This is a genomic window from Nocardioides rotundus (genome assembly GCF_019931675.1).
GTDB classification, from domain to species: Bacteria; Actinomycetota; Actinomycetes; order Propionibacteriales; family Nocardioidaceae; genus Nocardioides; species Nocardioides rotundus.
Map to the genome: position 1 here is coordinate 450235 of NZ_CP082922.1, position 18560 is coordinate 468794.

Annotated in this window: 14 protein-coding genes; 11 read left to right on the top strand and 3 right to left on the bottom strand. The window is 71.3% G+C overall.

Translation table 11 applies throughout. The features are described 5' to 3' along the window. The first annotated feature begins 10 nt into the window (after positions 1-10). From K8W59_RS02155 to K8W59_RS02195, 9 genes are all read left to right on the top strand, one after another. The gene (locus K8W59_RS02155; RefSeq protein WP_223397126.1) at positions 11-571 is read left to right on the top strand and encodes a hypothetical protein; all 561 of its coding nucleotides are present in this window, start codon (positions 11-13) and stop codon (positions 569-571) included. Next, positions 568-1392, top strand: coding sequence for a J domain-containing protein (locus tag K8W59_RS02160; RefSeq protein WP_223397127.1), 825 nt, complete (start codon positions 568-570; stop codon positions 1390-1392). Before K8W59_RS02155 ends, K8W59_RS02160 begins: the two co-directional genes overlap by 4 nt. Positions 1393-1607: 215 nt before the next feature. Further along, complete coding sequence (gene rpoB, locus K8W59_RS02165; RefSeq protein ID WP_397196060.1) at positions 1608-5135, top strand: DNA-directed RNA polymerase subunit beta; 3528 nt, start codon at positions 1608-1610, stop codon at positions 5133-5135. An 87-nt stretch (positions 5136-5222) separates the two neighbouring features. Continuing rightward, positions 5223-9116, top strand: a complete 3894-nt coding sequence (locus tag K8W59_RS02170; RefSeq protein WP_223397129.1) for a DNA-directed RNA polymerase subunit beta' — start codon at positions 5223-5225, stop codon at positions 9114-9116. A gap of 88 nt (positions 9117-9204) precedes the next feature. After that, on the top strand, positions 9205-10449 hold the full coding sequence (locus K8W59_RS02175) for a geranylgeranyl reductase family protein (RefSeq protein ID WP_223397130.1): 1245 nt from the start codon (positions 9205-9207) through the stop codon (positions 10447-10449). Between the two features lie 16 nt (positions 10450-10465). After that, positions 10466-11386 carry an NUDIX domain-containing protein gene (locus K8W59_RS02180; RefSeq protein ID WP_223397131.1) on the top strand — a complete coding sequence of 307 codons (921 nt, stop codon included), beginning with the start codon at positions 10466-10468 and terminating at the stop codon, positions 11384-11386. A gap of 428 nt (positions 11387-11814) precedes the next feature. Next, on the top strand, positions 11815-13011 hold the full coding sequence (locus tag K8W59_RS02185; protein ID WP_223397132.1) for a class I SAM-dependent methyltransferase: 1197 nt from the start codon (positions 11815-11817) through the stop codon (positions 13009-13011). Then, entirely contained in the window at positions 13011-14003 is a 993-nt protein-coding gene (locus K8W59_RS02190) for a hypothetical protein (RefSeq protein WP_223397133.1), read from the top strand. Before K8W59_RS02185 ends, K8W59_RS02190 begins: the two co-directional genes overlap by 1 nt. Then, positions 13978-14475, top strand: coding sequence for an O-acetyl-ADP-ribose deacetylase (locus K8W59_RS02195; protein ID WP_223397134.1), 498 nt, complete (start codon positions 13978-13980; stop codon positions 14473-14475). The genes K8W59_RS02190 and K8W59_RS02195 overlap by 26 nt, the downstream gene beginning before the upstream one ends. Here K8W59_RS02195 and serC read toward each other — a convergent pair whose 3' ends face one another. Further along, positions 14476-15594, bottom strand: a complete 1119-nt coding sequence (gene serC / locus K8W59_RS02200; protein ID WP_223397135.1) for a phosphoserine transaminase — start codon at positions 15592-15594, stop codon at positions 14476-14478. Between the two features lie 110 nt (positions 15595-15704). Here serC and K8W59_RS02205 point away from each other — a divergent pair, with 110 nt between their 5' ends. Next, the gene (locus K8W59_RS02205) at positions 15705-16094 is read left to right on the top strand and encodes a thiol-disulfide oxidoreductase DCC family protein (RefSeq protein WP_223397136.1); all 390 of its coding nucleotides are present in this window, start codon (positions 15705-15707) and stop codon (positions 16092-16094) included. Here the strand turns inward: K8W59_RS02205 and K8W59_RS02210 are convergent. Next, positions 16076-16657: a class I SAM-dependent methyltransferase gene (locus K8W59_RS02210; RefSeq protein WP_223397137.1), complete on the bottom strand. Its 582-nt coding sequence runs from the start codon at positions 16655-16657 to the stop codon at positions 16076-16078. The two genes, K8W59_RS02205 and K8W59_RS02210, sit on opposite strands and share 19 nt — an antisense overlap. Continuing rightward, the gene (locus tag K8W59_RS02215; RefSeq protein ID WP_223397138.1) at positions 16654-17793 is read right to left on the bottom strand and encodes a citrate synthase 2; all 1140 of its coding nucleotides are present in this window, start codon (positions 17791-17793) and stop codon (positions 16654-16656) included. Before K8W59_RS02215 ends, K8W59_RS02210 begins: the two co-directional genes overlap by 4 nt. A gap of 97 nt (positions 17794-17890) precedes the next feature. On the opposite strand from K8W59_RS02215, the gene pdxH reads away from it, so the two are divergent. After that, positions 17891-18553: a pyridoxamine 5'-phosphate oxidase gene (gene pdxH / locus K8W59_RS02220; RefSeq protein WP_223397139.1), complete on the top strand. Its 663-nt coding sequence runs from the start codon at positions 17891-17893 to the stop codon at positions 18551-18553. The last annotated feature ends 7 nt before the right edge of the window (positions 18554-18560 follow it).

Here is an 18560-nt window from a genome sequence, read left to right on the forward strand (position 1 = left end):
TGCGCGGTCGGTGCTGTTGGCGGTGCTGGCGCTCGCCCTGGTCGCGTCCGTCGCCTGGTGCGTCTGGCTGGCCACGCAGCGCGGCGGTGCCGACGAGGAGCAGCAGGCGCGCGAGGAGGTCATGCAGACCACGCGGACCTTCATGCTGCGGATGGGCACCTACGGTCCCGACCAGCTCGACGACAACGGGCGGCTGAGCTCCTACCGCACCCAGGTGCGGGAGGTGCTCACGCCGAAGTTCCGCGCCTCCTTCGACAAGACCGTGCCCGTGGTGGACCAGCTGGTCGCCCAGGGCGGGGTGTCGCGCAGCGCGCAGGTCTTCTCCGCCGGAGTGACCACCATCGACGCCGACTCCGCCACCGCGCTGGTGGCCGGTGCCTTCACCGACAGCTACCGGATCGACGGCAAGGACCGTGCCCAGGAGCCGGTGCCGTTCCGCCTCCAGGTGAAGCTGGAGCGGATCAAGGGGGAGTGGCTGGTCGACGACTACTCGCCCGTCGGGGACAGCGAGGAGCAGGACGGCCAGCAACCGCCGCAGCCGCTGGACCCCGGGAGGGGTGACGGGCAGTGAGCCTGAGCTACTACGACCTGCTGGACGTGGACCCCTCGGCCGGACCGGACGAGATCCGCGCCGCGTGGCGGCGCGCCGTCGAGGGCCTGGACCCCACCGACCGGCGCTTCCGTGCCTACAACGCCGCCGCCGAGACGCTGCTGGACCCCGAGAGGCGGGTGGAGTACGACGTGGGGCTGGCCGCCGAGGCCATCTCCACGCCCGAGGAGGACGCCGCCCACACAACACAGCCCTCGTCGGCGCGGCCCGCGCGCCGGTCGGGGCGCGCGGCTCCGACCGCGTCGCCCACGCACGACCAGCAGGGCGTGATCACCGAGCGGCAGCGCCGTACGCCGCCGGCCTGGCTGCTGGTCGCCCTGGCGCTCAGCACCCTGGCCGCGCTGGCGATCGGCGCGTGGATCCTCCGCACCCCCTCCGACGCGGAGGTCGAGGAGCAGACCCGGGCGGCCCAGGCCGCGGCCGAGCGGGCCGTCGTACCCCTCCTGTCCTATGACGCGGGCAACCTGGAGGAGTCCAAGCAGGCGGCGCACGCGGTGCTCACCGACCGCTACCGCAAGACCTACGACCAGTTCTTCGAGGGCGTGGTGCAGCAGAACGCGCCGAACACCGGAACGCGGATCGAGGTCCGTCCCCCGCTCGCCTCGGCGATCGCCCGCAGCGGGGAGGACCGGGTCCAGGTGCTGCTGTTCGTGGACCGGCCGACGACCAACAAGAAGACCTCCACGCCGGTGGTCTACAAGGACCAGGTCACCCTCACCATGGTGCGCCGTGGCGACCGGTGGCTGGTGGACGGGATCGACACCACGCCGCTGGCGGAGTAGCCCCGACCCGGCGCCGGTGCTTGACCTGGGGGGCCCGGGCGTTCATGATTCTTCGCAAACGTTGCACCTCAGGGTGCGGTCACCGCGGTGAGCGGATCTGGACCGGCACCCCGGGTTGTGTGCGCGGGTTGTCGTGCGCTACTCTTACTCTTTGCGCCTCCCTCAGATGCCCTCTTGCCTGTCCGGTGGCATGACGGGTGGTGGTGAGGCGCCTCATCACGCGTTCCTTCGAAGGACACATCTTGGCCGCGAGCACGACTGACAACTCCCGCCGCATCTCGTTCGCAAAGATCACCGAACCCCTCGAAGTCCCGCAGCTCCTCTCGCTCCAGACCGACAGCTTCGACTGGCTGGTCGGCAACGAGGCGTGGGAGCAGCAGGTCCAGGCCCGCGTCGACGCCGGCGAGGACGTCTCGCCGAAGTCGGGGCTGGAGGAGATCTTCGAGGAGATCTCCCCGATCGAGGACTTCTCCGAGACGATGTCGCTCTCGTTCGAGAACCCGGTGTTCTACGACCCGAAGTACACCGTGGAGGAGTGCAAGGAGAAGGACTTCACCTACTCCGCGCCCCTCTACGTCTCCGCCGAGTTCACCAACAACGAGACCGGCGAGATCAAGGGCCAGACCGTCTTCATGGGCGACTTCCCGCTCATGACCCCCAAGGGCACCTTCATCATCAACGGCACCGAGCGGGTCGTCGTCTCCCAGCTCGTGCGCTCCCCGGGCGTCTACTTCGAGCGCTCGGCCGACAAGACCTCCGACAAGGACGTCTACACCGCCAAGCTGATCCCCAGCCGCGGCGCCTGGCTGGAGTTCGAGGTCGACAAGCGCGACACCGTCGGCGTCCGCCTGGACCGCAAGCGCAAGCAGAACGTCACCGTGCTGCTCAAGGCGCTGGGCTGGACCAACGAGCAGATCCGCGAGGAGTTCGGCCAGTACGAGTCGATGATGCTCACGCTGGAGAAGGACAACACCGCCGACCAGCGCGAGGCCCTGCTCGACATCTACCGCAAGCTGCGCCCGGGCGAGCCCCCCACGGAGGAGGCCGCGCAGACGCTGCTGAACAACTACTACTTCAACCCCAAGCGCTACGACCTGGCCAAGGTCGGCCGCTACAAGGTGAACAAGAAGCTCGGGCTGACCGAGGCGTTCGACCAGCAGACCCTCACCATCGACGACATCGTCGCGACCATCCGCTTCATCGTGCAGCTGCACGCGAGCGGCTCGCCGGCCGAGCCGGTCGACCTGGTCGACTCCGAGGGCAACGTGGTCATGGGCTCCGACGACAAGCCGATCAAGGTGCAGTCCGACGACATCGACCACTTCGGCAACCGCCGCATGCGGACCGTCGGCGAGCTGATCCAGAACCAGCTGCGCACCGGCCTGGCCCGGATGGAGCGCGTGGTCCGGGAGCGGATGACCACCCAGGACGTCGAGGCCATCACGCCGCAGTCCCTGATCAACATCCGTCCGGTCGTCGCGGCGCTGAAGGAGTTCTTCGGCACCTCGCAGCTCTCGCAGTTCATGGACCAGACCAACCCGATCGCGGGGCTGACGCACAAGCGCCGGCTCTCCGCGCTCGGCCCCGGCGGCCTCTCCCGCGACCGCGCGGGCATGGAGGTCCGTGACGTCCACCCGTCGCACTACGGCCGGATGTGCCCGATCGAGACCCCTGAGGGCCCGAACATCGGCCTGATCGGCTCGCTGGCCTCCTACGGCCGGATCAACCCGTTCGGCTTCGTGGAGACGCCGTACCGCCGGGTGGTCGAGGGTGTCGTCACCGACCAGGTCGACTACCTCACCGCCGACGACGAGGACCGCTACGTCATCGCGCAGGCCAACGCCGAGCTCGACGCGGACGGTCGCTTCGTCGACGAGCGGGTGCTGGTGCGCCAGCGCGACGGCGAGTTCGACGCCGTGCTGGCCGGCGAGGTCGACTACATGGACGTCTCGCCGCGCCAGATGGTGTCGGTCGCGACCGCGCTGATCCCGTTCCTCGAGCACGACGACGCCAACCGCGCGCTCATGGGCGCCAACATGCAGCGGCAGGCCGTTCCGCTGATCAGCACCGACTCCCCGCTGGTCGGCACCGGCATCGAGTACCGCGCCGCGGTCGACGCCGGTGACGTGGTCACCGCGGACAAGGCCGGTGTGGTCAAGGACGTCTCGGCCGACCTGGTCGAGATCATGAACGACGACGGCACCTACTCCTCCTACCGCCTGGCGAAGTTCCGCCGGTCCAACCAGGGCACCTGCATCAACCAGCGTCCGCTGGTCGCCGAGGGTGACCGGGTGGAGGCCGGTGGCCCGATCGCCGACGGCCCGTCGACCGACGACGCCGAGATGGCGCTGGGCGCGAACCTGCTGGTCGCGTTCATGCCGTGGCAGGGCCACAACTACGAGGACGCCATCATCCTGTCCCAGCGCCTGGTGCAGGAGGACATGCTCACCTCGATCCACATCGAGGAGCACGAGGTCGACGCGCGCGACACCAAACTGGGCCCGGAGGAGATCACCCGGGACATCCCCAACGTGGGTGACGACCTGCTCGCCGACCTCGACGAGCGCGGCATCATCCGGGTCGGCGCGGAGGTCACCACCGGTGACATCCTCGTCGGCAAGGTGACGCCGAAGGGCGAGACCGAGCTGACCCCCGAGGAGCGGCTGCTCCGCGCGATCTTCGGCGAGAAGGCGCGCGAGGTGCGCGACACCTCGATGAAGGTCCCGCACGGTGAGTCCGGAACCGTCATCGGCGTCCGCGAGTTCAACCGCGAGGACGGCGACGAGCTGCCCCCGGGCGTGAACCAGCTGGTCCGGGTCTACGTCGCCCAGAAGCGCAAGATCTCCGTCGGCGACAAGCTCGCCGGCCGGCACGGCAACAAGGGCGTCATCGCGAAGATCCTGCCGATCGAGGACATGCCGTTCATGGAGGACGGCACCCCGGTCGACGTGATCCTCAACCCGCTCGGTGTGCCCCGCCGGATGAACATCGGCCAGATCCTCGAGCTGCACCTGGGCTGGCTCGCCAAGCAGGGCTGGGACCTCTCGCTCTCGGAGGACTCCGAGGACGAGTGGAAGCAGCGGCTGATCAAGATCCACGCGGACAAGGCCGAGCCGGACACCAAGGTGGCGACGCCGGTGTTCGACGGTGCCCGCGAGGACGAGATCACCGGCCTGCTGAGCTCGGCGCTGCCGAACCGCGACGGTGAGCGGATGATCAAGGAGAACGGCAAGGCGACGCTCTTCGACGGGCGCTCCGGCGAGCCGTTCCCGGACCCGATCTCGGTCGGGTACATGTACATCCTCAAGCTCCACCACCTGGTCGACGACAAGATCCACGCCCGCTCGACCGGCCCCTACTCGATGATCACGCAGCAGCCCCTGGGCGGTAAGGCCCAGTTCGGCGGCCAGCGGTTCGGCGAGATGGAGGTCTGGGCGATGGAGGCCTACGGCGCGGCGTACGCGCTGCAGGAGCTCCTGACGATCAAGTCCGACGACGTCCCCGGCCGGGTGAAGGTCTACGAGGCCATCGTCAAGGGCGAGAACATCCCCGACTCGGGCATCCCCGAGTCCTTCAAGGTGCTCGTCAAGGAGATGCAGTCGCTCTGCCTCAACGTGGAGGTGCTGTCCCAGGACGGCTCCGCCATCGAGATGAAGGACGCCGAGGACGACGTGTTCCGCGCGGCCGAGGAGCTCGGCATCGACCTGTCCCGCCGCGAGCCCAGCTCCGTCGAAGAGGTGTGAGTCGGGTGCGCGCCGCTGCGGCGGCGCGCACCTGCCCCCGCCCCCTAACTCAACTTCCTTAAGAACTACCGAAGGGTTGCAGCCATCGTGCTCGACGTGAACTTCTTCGACCAGCTTCAGATCGGCCTGGCCACCGCGGACGACATCCGTCAGTGGAGCCACGGCGAGGTCAAGAAGCCCGAGACCATCAACTACCGCACGCTCAAGCCCGAGCGTGACGGCCTCTTCTGCGAGAAGATCTTCGGTCCCACCCGGGACTGGGAGTGCTACTGCGGCAAGTACAAGCGCGTGCGCTTCAAGGGCATCATCTGCGAGCGCTGCGGCGTCGAGGTGACCCGTTCCAAGGTGCGCCGCGAGCGGATGGGCCACATCGAGCTCGCCGCCCCGGTGACCCACATCTGGTACTTCAAGGGCGTGCCGTCGCGGCTGGGCTACCTGCTCGACCTGGCGCCGAAGGACCTGGAGAAGGTCATCTACTTCGCCGCCTACATGATCACCTCCGTCGACGAGGACGCGCGGCACCGCGACCTGTCCTCGCTCGAGGGCAAGGTGCAGCTGGAGCGCGAGCGCCTGGAGAAGCGTCGCGACGCCCAGATCGAGGAGCGCGCCAAGAAGCTCGAGGAGGACCTCGCCGAGCTCGAGGCCGAGGGCGCCAAGGCGGACCAGCGCCGCAAGGTCAAGGACGCCGCCGAGCGCGAGATGAAGCAGCTGCGCGACCGCAGCCAGCGTGAGCTGGACCGGCTCGAGGAGGTCTGGGAGACCTTCAAGAACCTCAAGGTCCAGGACCTCATGGGCGACGAGATGCTGTACCGGGAGATGAAGAACTGGTTCGGCAAGTACTTCGAGGGCCACATGGGCGCGACCGCGATCCAGAAGCGCCTGGAGACCTTCGACATCGACGCCGAGGTGGAGAACCTCCGCGAGGTCATCGCCACCGGCAAGGGCCAGCGCAAGGTGCGTGCCCTCAAGCGGCTGAAGGTGGTCGACGCGTTCCGCAAGACCACCAACTCCCCGCTGGGCATGGTCCTGGACGCCGTCCCGGTCATCCCGCCGGACCTGCGCCCGATGGTGCAGCTGGACGGTGGCCGGTTCGCGACCTCCGACCTCAACGACCTCTACCGCCGGGTGATCAACCGGAACAACCGCCTCAAGCGGCTGCTCGACCTCGGCGCGCCCGAGATCATCGTCAACAACGAGAAGCGGATGCTCCAGGAGGCCGTGGACTCGCTGTTCGACAACGGCCGTCGCGGCCGTCCGGTCACCGGCCCGGGCAACCGGCCGCTGAAGTCGCTCTCCGACATGCTCAAGGGCAAGCAGGGCCGCTTCCGGCAGAACCTGCTCGGCAAGCGCGTGGACTACTCCGGCCGTTCGGTGATCGTGTCCGGTCCGCAGCTGAAGCTGCACCAGTGCGGCCTGCCCAAGCAGATGGCGCTGGAGCTGTTCAAGCCGTTCGTGATGAAGCGGCTGGTCGACCTGAGCCACAGCCAGAACATCAAGTCCGCCAAGCGGATGGTGGAGCGGGCGACGTCCGGCATGAGCCGGTACGCCGTCGTGTGGGACGTCCTGGAGGAGGTCATCACCGAGCACCCGGTCCTGCTGAACCGGGCGCCCACGCTGCACCGCCTGGGCATCCAGGCCTTCGAGCCGCAGCTGGTCGAGGGCAAGGCCGTCCAGATCCACCCGCTCGTGTGCACCGCGTTCAACGCGGACTTCGACGGTGACCAGATGGCCGTGCACCTGCCGCTGTCCGCGGAGGCGCAGGCCGAGGCCCGGATCCTGATGCTGTCGACGAACAACATCCTCAAGCCGTCCGACGGCCGGCCGGTCACCATGCCGACCCAGGACATGATCATCGGCCTGTTCTTCCTCACCACCGACCGTGAGGGCGAGCCGGGCGAGGGCCGGGCGTTCGCGTCGCCGGCCGAGGCCGTCATGGCCTTCGACCGGGGCGAGATCAGCCTGCAGAGCAAGGTGAAGATCCGCTTCGACGACATCGTCCCGCCGCTCGAGCTGGACCTGGGCGAGGACTGGGAGGAGGGCACCTCCCTCACCCTGGAGACCACCCTGGGCCGGGCGCTGTTCAACGACACCCTGCCCGCCGACTACCCCTTCGTGAACTACGAGGTGGGCAAGAAGGCGCTGGGCGCGATCGTCAACGACCTGGCCGAGCGCTACTCCAAGGTCGAGGTCGCGGCGTCGCTGGACGCGCTCAAGGACGCGGGCTTCCACTGGGCCACCCGGTCCGGTGTCACGGTGTCGATCGACGACGTGACCACGCCGGAGTCCAAGGCCGCCATCCTGGAGGAGTACGAGGCGCAGGCCGTCAAGGTGCAGCGTCAGTACGAGCGCGGCCTGGTCACCGACGACGAGCGTCGCCAGGAGCTGATCGAGATCTGGACCCAGGCCTCCGCCGAGGTCGGGAAGGCGATGGAGACCAACTTCGCCAAGGACAACTCGATCTACATGATGGTCGACTCCGGGGCGTCGGGAAACATGAACCAGATCCGGCAGGTCGCGGCCATGCGTGGCCTGGTGGCCAACCCGAAGGGCGAGATCATCCCGCGTCCGATCAAGTCCAACTTCCGTGAGGGCCTCACGGTGCTGGAGTACTTCATCGCGACGCACGGTGCCCGCAAGGGTCTGGCCGACACCGCGCTGCGGACCGCCGACTCGGGCTACCTGACCCGGCGCCTGGTCGACGTGTCGCAGGACGTCATCATCCGTGAGGACGACTGTGGCACCGAGCGCGGTCTGCCGAAGGTGATCGGCGTTCGCGGTGAGGACGGCGTGGTCCGCAAGGACGACAACGCCGAGACCGCGGCGTACGCCCGCACCGCGGCCGTGGACATCACCCACCCGGAGACGGGCGAGGTGCTGGTCGCGGCCGGTGAGGACCTCGGCGACGTGGCCATCGGGGAGCTGGTGGCCGCCGGCATCGAGGAGGTCAAGGTCCGCTCCGTGCTGACCTGCGACGCCAAGACCGGGACCTGCGCCAAGTGCTACGGCCGCTCGCTGGCCACCGGCAAGCTGGTCGACATCGGCGAGGCCGTGGGCATCATCGCCGCCCAGTCGATCGGTGAGCCCGGCACGCAGCTGACCATGCGGACCTTCCACACCGGCGGTGTGGCCTCGGCCGACGACATCACCCAGGGTCTGCCCCGCGTGGTGGAGCTCTTCGAGGCCCGGACGCCCAAGGGCGTCTCGCCGATCTCGGAGGTCACCGGCCGGGTGCAGATCGAGGACAGCGACAAGGCCCGCAAGGTCATCGTCACCCCCGACGACGGTGGCGAGGTCGAGGAGTACGCCGTCTCCAAGCGGTCGCGGCTCCTGGTCTCCGACGGCGACCACATCGAGGTGGGCCAGATGCTGACGGTCGGTACCCCCGACCCGAAGGAGGTCCTCCGGATCCTCGGTGTCCGCCGGGCGCAGCAGCACCTGGTGGACGAGGTCCAGGCGGTGTACCGCTCGCAGGGTGTGTCGATCCACGACAAGCACATCGAGATCATCGTGCGGCAGATGCTGCGCCGGGTGACGGTCATCGAGTCCGGTGACACCAACCTGCTCCCCTCCGACCTGGTCGACCGGGTCCTGTTCGAGGAGGAGAACCGGCGCGTGGTGTCCGAGGGCGGCAAGCCGGCCTCGGGTCGTGCGGAGCTCATGGGCATCACCAAGGCGTCGCTGGCCACCGAGTCGTGGCTGTCGGCGGCGTCCTTCCAGGAGACCACGCGGGTGCTCACCGACGCGGCCATCAACGGTCGCTCGGACTCCCTGCAGGGTCTGAAGGAGAACGTGATCATCGGAAAGCTCATCCCGGCCGGCACCGGCCTGGAGCGCTACCGCAACGTGCGGGTGGAGCCGACCGAGGAGGCGCGCGCCGCGGCGTACGCCGTCACGGGCTACGACAACTATGACTACGAGTTCGGCAACGGCGGCCAGGCCGTCGCGCTGGACGAGTTCGACTTCGGTTCCTACCAGAACTGACCTGGACCACCGTGGTCGCCCACGAGGCCCCGGTCCCGCTCGGGACCGGGGCCTCGTGCCGTTCTGAGGGGCTGAGACAATCACCGGCGTGAACCGATCGACCGACGTGCTCGTCGTGGGGGCCGGGCCGGCGGGCTCGGCGGCCGCCGCCTGGTGTGCCCGCCACGGGCTGGACACCGTGCTCGCCGACGCCGCCGTGTTCCCTCGCGACAAGACGTGCGGGGACGGTCTCACCCCGCGCGCCGTCGGCGAGCTGCAGCGGCTCGGCCTGGCCGACTGGCTGCGGGCACACACCACCAGCCAGGGGCTGCGGGCGCACGGGTTCGGCCAGACGCTGCTGCTGCCGTGGCCGCGGGTGCCCGGCCTGCCCGACTGGGGCTCCGCGGTGGCGCGCACCGAGCTGGACGACCACCTGCGCTCGCTGGCCCTCAAGGAGGGCGCCGAGGGCGTCGAGGACGCCCGCGCGGTCGACGTACGCCTCGACGGCGACCGGGTCGCCGCGGTGGTCTTCGAGCGTCGTACGCCGGCGGGCCGGGACCGCTTCGAGATCGCCTGCCGGCGCCTGGTCGTCGCCGACGGGGTCCGCTCCCCGCTGGGCAAGCGGCTGGGCCGGGAGTGGCACCGCGACACCGTCTATGCGGTCGCGGGCCGCAGCTACGTCGACTCGGCGATGAGCGAGGACCCGTGGATCTCCTCCCACCTGGAGCTGCGCGACGCCGAGGGGGAGCTGCTGTCCGGCTATGGCTGGGTGTTCCCGCTGGGCGACGGGTCGGTGAACATCGGCGCGGGCACCCTGGCGACCACGAAGCGGCCCGCGGACGTGGCGATCAAACCGCTGATGCAGACCTACGCCGACAGCGTCGCCGACGACTTCGGCCTGTCGGGGCCGCTGCGGATGCCGACGTCGGCCCTGCTCCCGATGGGAGGCGCGGTCTCCCACGTCGCCGGGCCGAACTGGGCGCTGGTGGGGGACGCGGCCGGGCTGGTGAACCCGCTCAACGGCGAGGGCATCGACTACGGCCTCGAGGCCGGTCGCCTGGTGGCCGAGGAGCTCGCCGCCGGCCGGGACCTGGGCGCCGTGTGGCCGGGGGTCCTGCGCGCGCACTACGGCGAGGCGTTCTCCATCGCCCGGCGCCTGGCCGGGATCGCGACGGCGCCGAAGGTGGTGGCGACGCTCGGCCCGCCGGGCATGCGCTCGGACTGGCTGATGACGCTGGCGCTGCGCTGGATGGGCAACCTGGTCACCGACGAGGACCGGGACCGCGCGGCGCGGCTGTGGCGCTGGGCGGGTCGCAGGTCGATCGCCCTGGATGCCCGGCCGCCGTTCTCCTGACGGTTAGGGTGCGCTCATGCCTCGGCACCGGTACCCGCGACGTCAGCGCGTGGCGGCGTATGCGGTGATCCTGCGCGGCGACCGGATCCTGCTGAGCCGGCTCGCGCCGTACATCTCCGCCACAGGGCAGTGGACGCTGCCCGGCGGCGGCCTGGATCACGGCGAGGACCCGCGGGCCGCGGTGGTGCGGGAGATCCGTGAGGAGACCGGGCTGGATGCCCAGGTCGGCGAGACCGCGCACGTCTACTCCGCGCACATGCCCCGGGCCTGGCGCGACGGGCGGAGGGTGGACACGCATGCCCTGCGGATCGTCTACGACGGCTGGGTGGCCTCCGACGCCCCCGACCCCAAGGTCGAGGAGGTCGACGGGTCCACCGTCGAGGCGGCGTGGCTGCCCGTGGCCGACGTGCTCTCGGGCGCGGTGCCGACGGTGCCGCTGGTCACCGAGGCGCTCGCCGACCACGCGCCGTTCCGGCTGCAGCGACCGGCCGCCTATGCGCTGATCGAGCGCGGCGAGTCGGTGCTGCTGACCCGGATCTCCCCCCGCGGCCACCACGCGGGGTCGTGGACGCTGCCGGGTGGCGGGATCGACCACGGCGAGTCGCCGGCTCTGGCTCTGGCCCGCGAGGTCGAGGAGGAGTGCGGTGTCGCCTGCGAGGTGGGCGAGGTGCTCCTGGTGCACGACGTGCACTTCTCCGGCACCGCTCCCTCGGGACGGTTCGAGGACTTCCACGGGCTGCACCTGGTCTTCCGCGGCAGCGTGGCGGCGGACGCCGAGCCGCACGTCGTCGAGCTGGACGGCACCACCGACGCGGTCGCGTGGGTGGACCGGGCGGCGGTGATGTCGGGCGAGGTCCCCGTCCTGGACGTGGTGCGGGAGGCCCTGGCCGCGCCGCGGATGCCGAGTGAAGGCGGTTCGGGCGGAGATACTGCCTGACGTGTGGACCCACAGGGGTCGGTGCGAGGAACCGCTGTAGGTCGACACGTCAGGAACAAGCGCAGGGGGGATGGGCCCGAGCGCCGCTGGCGGCGCACGGGGATCCTCCCTACGCTGGGCCGAGCAGCTCGCAGCGGCGTCGGCATGGTGGCGGCTGTCGATCGGCGGGTGGGCCGGTGTCTCCTGCCGGTTCCAGCTGGACACCCCTGGGAGCTGGTTCGACGACTTCCGCGGGAGGCGCGTGGACGGGCCCTCCGGCGGGCCGTGGTACGCGTGGTCGTGGGCGTGGAGCGACCCGGCCACGGCCCCGCTGAGTGAGGACCCGCCGACTAGAATCGAGGGGTGAACCCGCGCCACCGTCGCCTCGTGATCCCGCTCGCCCTGGCGGGGTTGCTGCTGATCGTGGTCGCGGCGGCGGTGGTCCGCTGATGCCGGAGCCGCTCGACCCGGCGCTCGCCGGGATCAGGGACGACCTGCTGGACGAGCACGGCCTGATCAGGGCCGTGGGCTCGGGCAGGCGACGCGGCGACCGGTCGCGCTGGCGGCGGGTGGAGCTGAGGTACGTCGACCTCAAGGGCGGCCGGCGACTGCAGGTGACGACGTACGACGACACCCAGGCGCGCACCGCCAACCAGCCGCTGGGCGAGGCGGCCGAGACCGCCGTCGCGGAGCTGCTGGCCGAGCCGTTCGGCAACTGGCACGTGGAGACGGCCACCGCGACGACCCAGCTGCGGGTGACCAAGAGGGGCGAGGCGGTGGTGCACCGGGCCGAGCGCGCCGCCGAGACCCCGGCGGACCGCAGCCACGACCGCGACAAGCGGCGGCTGCTCCCCGAGGACGACCCGGTCTTCGCCGCGCTCGGCCTGTCCTCCGACGGTCGGATCAAGCCGAGCCGGCGGGCGAAGTACCGCCAGGTCGAGGAGTTCCTCCGGATCCTCGACGGATGCGTGACCGACGCGCTCGAGCAGGGGCACCTGCGCCGTCCCACGCCCGAGGAGCCGCTGCGGGTGGTCGACCTCGGCTGCGGGAACGCCTACCTCACCTTCGCCGCACAGCGCTTCCTCACCGAGGTCCGCGGGCTGCCGGTGGTCGTGACCGGCGCCGACGTCAAGGAGCAGTCGCGCGAGCACAACGCGGCCGTCGCCGCCCGGCTGGGCGTTGATGCGAAGTTCGTCGTCGGCACCATCGGCGAGGTGGAGCTCGACCCGGCGCCGGAGGTGGTGCTCGCGCTGCACGCCTGCGACACCGCCACCGACGACGCGCTGGCCCGGGCGGTGGGCTGGCAGGCGCCGGTCACCCTGGCCGCGCCCTGCTGCCACCACGACATCGCCGCGCAGCTGCGCCGCGGCCCCGTCCCCGAGCCCTACGCGATGCTCACCCGGCACGGGATCCTCCGGGAACGCCTGGCCGACACCCTCACCGACGGCGTTCGGGCGGGGCTGCTGCGCCGGGAGGGCTACCGCGTCGACGTGGTCGAGTTCGTCGGCAGTGAGCACACCCCCCGCAACACCCTGCTCCGAGCGGTCCGCACCGGTGCCGGGTCGGCGGACGCGGAGAGGCAGTACGACGACCTCGTCCGGACCTGGGGCCTCCGGCCGCGGCTCGCCGAGCTTCTGGAGGCCTGATGCGGGGCTCGCCGCTCCTGGGTGTCCTGGCCATCGGCGCACCCTTCGTCGTGGGCGCCTTCGTGGTCAGCAACCCGCTCCGCCCGGACCTGGAGGTCTTCACCTTCACCGACCCCGAGATCGTGGAGTCCAGCGGGCTGGTGGCCCGGGACGGTCTCGCCTACACGGTCAACGACTCCGGCGACACCGGGCGGGTCTTCACCGTCGACCCCGAGACCGGGGACACGGTCGGCACGACCGCCTTCGACCCCGACGCCGAGGACGTGGAGGCGCTGGCGCCCGCCGGGCCGGGAGAGGTCTGGGTCGGCGACATCGGCGACAACCGGCGGCAGCGGTCCGAGATCACTGTCACCCGGGTGCCGGTGGGGCAGGGCGAGCGCACCGACGCCGGTACGGCGGTGCGCCTGATCTACCCCGGCGGCGCGCGGGACGCCGAGGCGCTGCTCGTGCATCCGCAGACCGGACGGCTGTTCGTGGTCAGCAAGGGCGCGCTGGGCGGTCAGGTCTACGCCGCGCCGCGGGAGCTGGACGAGAGCGCACCGAACCGGCTCGCCCCGCGGGGGCCGGTCCTGGGGATGGTCACCGACGGGTCGTTCTTCCCCGACGGCCGGCACCTGATGCTGCGCAGCTACGGCCGCGCGGTGGTCTACCACTGGCCCTCGCTGGAGCCCGAGGCCGACCTGGAGCTACCCCGGCAGCGGCAGGGCGAGGGGCTGGCCGTCACCGAGGACGGCGAGGTCCTGCTGAGCAGCGAGGGGCGCGAGGCACCCGTGCTCCGGCTGCCTCTGCCCGACGACGTCCAAGCTGCCCTGGAGGACGAGCCGCAGCAGTCCGCGCAACCGGAGCGCACCTCGGCGCGGGACGTGACGGCCGAGGCGCGCGACCAGGAGCTGCGGCCCTACCTCATCGGCGGCGGCATCCTCCTGGGCGTGGTGGCGGTGGCCGCGGCGGTGCGACACTGGCGGCATGGAGCTCACCGTCGTTCGAGGTGACATCACCGAGCAGCAGGTCGACGCCGTGGTCAACGCGGCCAACCGCGCCATGCGTGGCGGCGCGGGGGTCGACGGCGCCATCCACCGGGCCGGCGGCCCCGCCGTACTGCAGGACGCGATCCGGCGCTTCCCCGACGGCCTGGCGACCGGCGACGCCGGGTGGACCACCGCGGGCGACCTGCCCGCGCAGTGGGTGATCCACGTCGTCGGGCCCAACCACAACCGCGGTGAGACCGACCGGTCGCTGCTGGAGTCGTGCTACCGCCGCGCGCTCGAGGTCGCCGACGAGCTGGGCGCGCGCACGGTGGCGTTCCCGCTGATCAGCGCGGGAGCCTACGGCTGGCCGTTCGAGGACGCGGTCGCCTGCGCCGTCGACACCCTGCGGGCCACGCCGACCGAGGTCGACGAGGCCCGCCTGGTGGCGTTCGATCAGCGGGCGTACGACGCGCTGCGCGCCTACGCCGGGCTCTGATCAGGAGTTCTCGACCACCCAGTCGATGCAGCGGGTGAGCGCCTCCACGTCGGCCGGGTCGATCGCGGGGTACATCGCGATCCGCAGCTGGTTGCGGCCCAGCTTGCGATAGGGCTCGGTGTCCACGATCCCGTTGGCCCGCAGTGTGGCCGCGATGGCCGCCGCGTCGATGGCCTCGTCGAAGTCGATCGTGCCGATGACCAGCGAGCGGTGCTCGGGGTCGGAGACGTACGGCGACGCCACGTCGCTCTTCTCCGCCCAGCCGTAGAGCGCGTCGGAGGAGGCCGTCGTGCGCTCCACCATCCCCGCCAGGCCGCCGTTCGCGTTCATCCAGTCCAGCTGCTCGGCCATGAGGAACAGGGTGGCCACCGACGGGGTGTTGTAGGTCTGGTTCTTCCCCGAGTTGTCGATCGCGGTCGGCAGGTCGAGGAAGGCCGGGATGTAGCGGTCGGAGGCGGCGATCTCCTCCGCGCGGGCGAGCGCCGCGGGGGACATGATCGAGATCCACAGCCCGCCGTCGGAGGCGAAGCACTTCTGCGGGGCGAAGTAGTAGGCGTCCACCTGGGTCAGGTCCACCGGCAGGCCGCCTGCACCCGACGTCGCGTCGACCAGGACCAGGGCGCCCTCGTCGGCGCCGGGGACCCGCTGCACCGGCGCCATGACGGCGGTGGAGGTCTCGTTGTGCGCCCAGGCGTAGGCGTCGACGCCCGCCTCGGCCACCGCCTCCGGGCGCGAGCCCGGCTCGGAGGTGATCACCGAGGGCTTCTCCAGCCACGGGGCGGCCGTCGCCTTGGCGAACTTGGAGGAGAACTCGCCGAAGGAGAGGTGCTGGGCCTTGTTCCGGACCAGGCCGAAGGCGGCGGCGTCCCAGAACGCGGTCGCGCCGCCGTTGCCGAGCACCACCTCGTAGCCCTCGGGGACGTCGAACAGGGCCCGCAGGCCCTCGCGCACCCGGCCGACGGTGTCCTTGACCGGGGCCTGCCGGTGCGACGTACCCATGAGGGACGTCCCGGTCGCCGCGAGCCGGTCGAGCGCACCGGTCGGGATCTTCGAGGGCCCGGCGCCGAAGCGGCCGTCGGCGGGCTTGAGGTCGGCGGGGATCTGGGGTGCGTCGGTCATGGGAGCCTTTCTGCGAAGGAGTCTCAGAGGTCCTGACGACGCTGTCAGCCCCGCCATTGTCGCATCCCGCTCCCCGGAGGCGTCGGGGTGTCCAGGACTAGGCTGGTGGCATGGACCGCGGGCTGATGCTCTACGACGCCGACTGCGGCTTCTGCACCCGCAGCGCCGAGCGGGTGCACCTGCTCGGCGTCGACGTGGACCGGGCCAGCATCCAGGAGACCGACCTGGCGGCCTACGGCATCGCCGAGGACCGCGCGCTGCGCGAGATGCCCTTCGTGCACGCGGACGGCCACGTGGACTACGGCCACCGGGCCTGGGCGGCGATCCTCGCGACCGGGCCGTGGCCGGACCGGCTGCTGGCGCGGGCCCTGGGCAGCCGGGCGCTCGCCCCGGCGGCGTCCCGGGCCTATCGCTGGGTCAGCGAGCACCGGCACCTGATGCCGGGAGGTACGCCGTCCTGCTCGCTGGAGAGCCGTCCCGGTCAGGCCACGACGAGGTAGCGCTCGTCGGTGATCTCCCCGCCCCAGTAGTCGGCCTCGGGCAGGTGCATCACGCGGGGCTCGCGACCCGCGGTGCGCAGGAGCTCGACGGTCTGCTCGGCGGTGAGCCCGCCGCCGGTGTGCCAGGCGCCCTCCACCAGGACCAGGCGCCCGTCGGGCCCCAGCAGGTCCACCCAGTGCTCCAGGGCGACCGCCGGCTCCGGCAGCGCCCAGAGCACGTGACGGCACAGCACCACGTCGTAGGACGCCGGCGGCAGCGGGGGCTCGGACGCGTCGGCCACCACGAAGCCCACCCCGGCGCGGCCGGCGGCCTTCTCCCGGGCCAGTCGCACCATCGCGGGGGAGAGGTCGACGCCGTCGACGGCGTACCCCTCCTCGGCGAGCAGCAGGGACAGCGTGCCGGTGCCGCAGCCGAGGTCCGCGACCCGTGCCGGGGCCGGCGGGAGCGCGCTCAGCAGCAGCTCCCGCCAGGCGCCGCGGACGGCCGGGTCGCGCAGGCCGTGGTCCGGCTCCTCGTCGAAGGTCGCCGCGGCCCGGTCCCACTCGTGCGCGGGGTCGCTCACTCGTCGGCGCCGCCGGCGAGGTCGGTGCCGGTGTTGTCCGCCCAGGCGGTGTTCCAGCCCTCGACGGAGTCCGCGGGCCGCGACTCGGGCCCGGTGTAGACCGCGGAGGGGCGGATCAGCCGGCCGGTGCGCTTCTGCTCCAGGATGTGCGCGGACCAGCCGCCGGTGCGGGCGCAGGTGAACATCGACGTGAACATGTTCGAGGGCACCTCGGCGAAGTCCAGGACGATGGCCGCCCAGAACTCCACGTTCGTCTCCAGCACCCGGTCCGGGCGCCGCTCGCGCAGCTCGGCCAGCGCGGCCTGCTCCAGCTTCTCCGCGACCTCGTAGCGGGGCGCGTTCAGCTCCTTGGCGGTACGGCGCAGCACGCGGGCGCGCGGGTCCTCCGCGCGGTAGACGCGGTGCCCGAAGCCCATCAGCCGCTCGCCCTTGTCCAGCAGCTCCTTGACGTAGCCCTCGGCCTCGCCGCGCTTCTCGACCTCCTCGATCATGCCGAGGACGCGGGAGGGGGCGCCGCCGTGCAGCGGGCCGCTCATCGCGCCGATCGCGCCGGAGAACGCGGCCGCCACGTCGGCGCCGGTGGAGGTGATCACCCGGGCGGTGAAGGTCGAGGCGTTCATGCCGTGCTCGGCCGCGGAGCTCCAGTAGGCGTCGATCGCCTTCACGTGCTTCGGGTCGGCCTCGCCCTTCCAGCGGATGAGGAACTTCTCCGCCAGCGTCGAGCCCTCGTCGACCTCGGTCTGCGGGATGATCGGCAGCCCGATGCCGCGTGCGGACTGGGCGGCGTAGGACAGCACCATCACCGCGATCCGGGACAGGTCGAGCCGCGCCTGCTCGTCGGAGATGTCGTAGGTCTGGCCCATCCCCAGCATCGGCGCGAGCATCGCCACGCCCGCCTGCACGTCCGCGCGTACGTCGCCGGTGTGGATCGGCAGGTTGTAGGGCTCGGCGGGCGGCAGCCCGGGCTCGTACTTCCCGTCGATCAGCAGGCCCCACACCTTCTCGAAGGGCACCCGCCCGACGATCTCCTCGATGTCGACACCGCGGTAGCGCAGTGCCGACCCCTCCTTGTCGGGCTCGGCGATCTCGGTCTCGAAGGCGACGACGCCCTCCAGTCCGTGGTGGACCTCGGTCACGGTGGGACTCCCTTGTCTCAGCCAGTGGTACCCGGGCATTCTGCACCCGTTCGGATGCCGGCGGACACGGGCCCCTCGTCCGTCCTACGCTGCGGACATGCCCGAGCCCGCCCCCCACCCCGACATCGCGGCGCTGCGTGAGGACTACGCGCGCGGCGGCCTCGCCGAGACCGATCTGGCCTCCGACCCGATCGAGATGTTCGAGCGCTGGCTCGCCGAGGCCATCGACGCCGGCCTGCACGAGCCCAACGCCATGGTCGTCTCGACCGTCTCCGCCGACGGGCTCCCCTCCGCGCGGATGGTGCTGCTCAAGGGCGTGCGACCCGAGGGCTTCGTGTTCTTCACCAACCTGGAGTCGCGCAAGGGCCGCGAGCTGACCGGGGAGTCCGCCTGCGCCCTGCTCTTCCCGTGGCATCCCCTGGAGCGGCAGGTCCGGGTCGAGGGCCGGGCCGCCCTGCTCCCGCGGTCGGAGGTGGACGACTACTTCGCCTCCCGACCGCGCGGCTCCCGCGTCGGTGCGTGGGCATCGCCGCAGTCCCGGGTCGTCGAGGGGCGCGACGAGCTCGATCGGAGGTACGCCGACGCGCTGGCCCGCTTCGGCGACGACGGCCCCGTCCCGACGCCGGACCACTGGGGCGGCTACCTCGTCGCGCCGGAGTCGATCGAGTTCTGGCAGGGCAGGCCGGGGCGCATGCACGACCGGCTGGTCTACCGTCGGACCCACACGGGCGGGTGGCGCACCGAGCGGCTCGCTCCGTGACCGCCCT